Here is a 3,321-nt window from a genome sequence, read left to right on the forward strand (position 1 = left end):
AAGTTTCATTATCGAACCGCCGTATACGAGACCCGTACGTACGGTGGTGTGAGGGGTGCACTCCGTCATTAGATGGCGGAGCCACCCACTCGATTAGGTTTTCGTGCTTTATCTTCGCAGTCTACCCGTGTGTTGGGGCAGCCATACTCTTTGACAAGTTTTGGTTTGTGTGTTTGCCTTTTTGTGCGACTTGGCAACGTGTATGGTTGCGAAGGGCTGGCTATTTTCTACTCTGCTTTCTATAATTTTCAACTGCTTTATCATAATTCGTCTTCTTGTCCTTTTCATTCCATTCAGACCAAAAATCAATTGTACCACTTAAAGGTCTATTCTCCTTTTTAGGTTTGTCAAGCATTATTCTTGAAGGAAGCAACACAGCATCTCCAAGGATTATTGTTTCTCCTACATCTAGCGTAGGTAAAATATCTGCAAATACAGTAAGATTATCAGTCATAAATGATTTAACTGTATTTTGGTCTTGTTTATTTGACAATCTCAATGACATGATGTTATTGCACTGACTCAATATTGTTTCGCTCACATCGGAAGGTCGTTGACTAACAACAACTAAACTAACACCATATTTCCTTCCTTCTTTCGCAATCTTTTCAAAATTCTCAAGAGCTCTTCTTTCATTCGGATTATTCTCTCCTCTCTTAGGTAAATAAAGATGTGCTTCATCACAAACAAGAGCTAAAGGATGCCTTTCATCCTGTTCTGTCCAGAATTGAATATTATATAGAACTCTAGCAACTAAACCAATAATAATTGGTAATACATCTGATGGTACTTCTGAGAAGTCTATAACTTTGATTCCTTTCTCGGAACCATTAAACTCAACTAGTTGCTTTACGATTTTAGAGAAAGCTTCATATTTATCTAAAGCGGTCGGGTGTTGAAATAAAAATCCATACCTCTTATCAGTAGTTTTTAATTCAAGTCTAGTAATTAGCCTACTAAATTTGCCAAAATAAGGACCTTGTTTCGAAGATGTCTTTCCCTGTACCATCTCTGAATTAAGCCTTGTAATCTCCTCAATAACTGCATTCAAATTATATGGAACAGGACTATCAATGGTAAAGGAGCTTAATACATCCTTTTTATCATTTTCTGTTAGATGTTTGATTTTTTCTTCTCCGACTAATTTTTGAAATATAGTTACTTGATTGTGTGCTGTAAACTCAGACCTATCTATGAACATTGCCTGCATTTCTTCTGAGTTTAACAACCAATAAGGTAAAAACAATACATTATCATCGTCTTTTTCCAAGTCATCGGGTCCAGCTATTCTTAATTGCTTCGCGAATGAAAGAGGTTTGTATTCTCCATGTAAATCAAATACAATAAGTTTAGTTGAAGGTAATTCTGAGGCTTTTTCTAAAACAGATGCCACAGTCCATGACTTACCAGAACCAGTACTCCCAAGTATAGCAGCATGACGCTGAAAAAACTTATCGCCATTTAATTGAGCACGTGCCTTCTCACTTAATGAATATTTACCTAAATCAAGAGAAACATCTGATTTAGATTTTGCCGAAAGTAAGCCCATAAAATTCTCCAAGTTTTCACTTTCAATAGAAAAAGATTCGGCATCTATATCTGGTATTTCTTGAATAGAACGTGAAAAGTAATTTGTTTCTGTCCCTTTCTTTCCTTTAAATGTCGCAACAATCGCAATCGTCACAATATTTGAAACTCTTTCTAGAATTGAATCTGCACTTACAGGACTTGCTTCTTCATCCTCATTTGGTTGTACTATTGTTTTTAATTGCTCTGTTGATGGATTTTTTATAACTCTTTCAACAATTGCAATTGCCCATTCTTCAACTGCCGATGAGATTTTTACCGCGACCAACCGACCGACTCTAGCAAGCTTAAGCTCTTTTGGTTTAACATCTAAACTCAATTTAGTTGTGTCAACATAAACTACTTTTCCTACGTAATCTGTTTCTGTATTAAAATCAAAAAGGTTCGCCATTATCTATAATATTTCATTCGCAAATTCGTCAATTTGCCAAATCGGTTTGTTATGTTCTAGTTCTTTTCCTTTGTAGCTAATTAATGCGCCTCCTTTATAATTATCACTAATTGCAATTATTTCAGGATTTTCACTTAAAATTGATTTTGCATTTCCTATTAAATCTTTAGTTACAATTATAGCTCTGCGGCTTACCTGATTAATGTTTTGACATATTTTTTTATCAATGTCAATATCATTAAATCCATAACCTACAAATAGATATGTTTGAGCCTTATCAATTGCATTATCCATTTCGCGATAGAAGTGCCTATTCTCAACAATTCTTTTATGTTTTGTTTCTCCAGGTGTTATTATAAACCGTTCATAATCTTTGATGTTCTCAAAATAAGATAGGCTGTCATTCCGATAGACATTATCACTCTTCACAAAATAGTTTAAAGAGCCATGTACTTTATGTAATCTAATATGTGGATATACTTTAGGATAAATCTTTCCCGTTTTACTATTATTTTCCAATCGATTGAATAATTGCTCTGATTGTGCCCAATCGAATTTCTTTTGTACTCCACCATAAAACCCATCGTTATAGTCTAAATCACAATGCGACAAAGCATTCTCAATTATCAAATCGTAGTTTGGTGTAATGATGTCAATTATTGGATTTGTATAGGATAGTGCATTTTTGAGCCGTTCAAAAAGAGCAATAATTGGAATCTCGCCAATCGATATCTTTGAGATGTTTTGATAATTTACTTTCGCAACATGTTTTCCTGTTTCTACAATTATACTTTCAAGTAAAAAGCCTGACTTCACAACATTTAGAGAGTTTTCAAAATCAATTTTCCTATTTAAGTTATCTAACACCAACTTCCATTCGGATTCAGCTTGATTATCGCCTATAATAACAGAAGGGATAACTGATTTTAAATGAGATTCCAAAGCTCCCATACCAAAAGCAAAGTCAACAGAAATTGAACTTCCTGTTCCGATAATCAAAGCTAGTTGCTTTCGAAGTATTTCTTGTATTTCTTGATATATTTCGTCTAAATCCATTCTATCTTATTCTGTGTGTGCGTTGGCAAAAATTTGGCTCTTTTACAAGCTGAAGAATCAGCAAGTGTGTTGGAGCTTGTAAATGTGTCAAATGCGCGTTGGCTGTGTCGCTTTTTACATGAAACCTAACGTTGGCTATATGATTAGTGGCCCTTTTCAGGCTAATTTGATTTGGGCCATTAATTATATAGTGTGTGTGTGCCCAGCATGGGCATCTTTTATCTACTGCAAAGTAGATAATTAATCTAGAGGGTGCAAGTCCCTTATGGGCAGGGGTAACGCCTTGA

Annotated in this window: 2 protein-coding genes; both read right to left on the reverse strand. The window is 35.0% G+C overall.

Annotation, left to right across the window (positions count from 1 at the left end):
- Positions 1–220 precede the first annotated feature (220 nt).
- On the reverse strand, positions 221–1,978 hold the full coding sequence (locus BUA16_RS18035) for an ATP-binding protein (protein ID WP_072766096.1): 1,758 nt from the start codon (positions 1,976–1,978) through the stop codon (positions 221–223).
- Between the two features lie 3 nt (positions 1,979–1,981).
- On the reverse strand, positions 1,982–3,034 hold the full coding sequence (locus BUA16_RS18040) for an SIR2 family protein (RefSeq protein WP_072766097.1): 1,053 nt from the start codon (positions 3,032–3,034) through the stop codon (positions 1,982–1,984).
- Positions 3,035–3,321 lie beyond the last annotated feature (287 nt).

The sequence above is a fragment of the Arenibacter nanhaiticus genome, assembly GCF_900141935.1.
Classification (GTDB): Bacteria; Bacteroidota; Bacteroidia; order Flavobacteriales; family Flavobacteriaceae; genus Arenibacter; species Arenibacter nanhaiticus.

Excerpts from the sequence above, each read along its gene's own strand:
- BUA16_RS18035 (WP_072766096.1), bottom strand. The coding sequence starts at position 1,978 with ATGGCGAACCTTTTTGATTTTAATACAGAAACAGATTACGTAGGAAAA.
- BUA16_RS18040 (WP_072766097.1), bottom strand. The coding sequence starts at position 3,034 with ATGGATTTAGACGAAATATATCAAGAAATACAAGAAATACTTCGAAAG.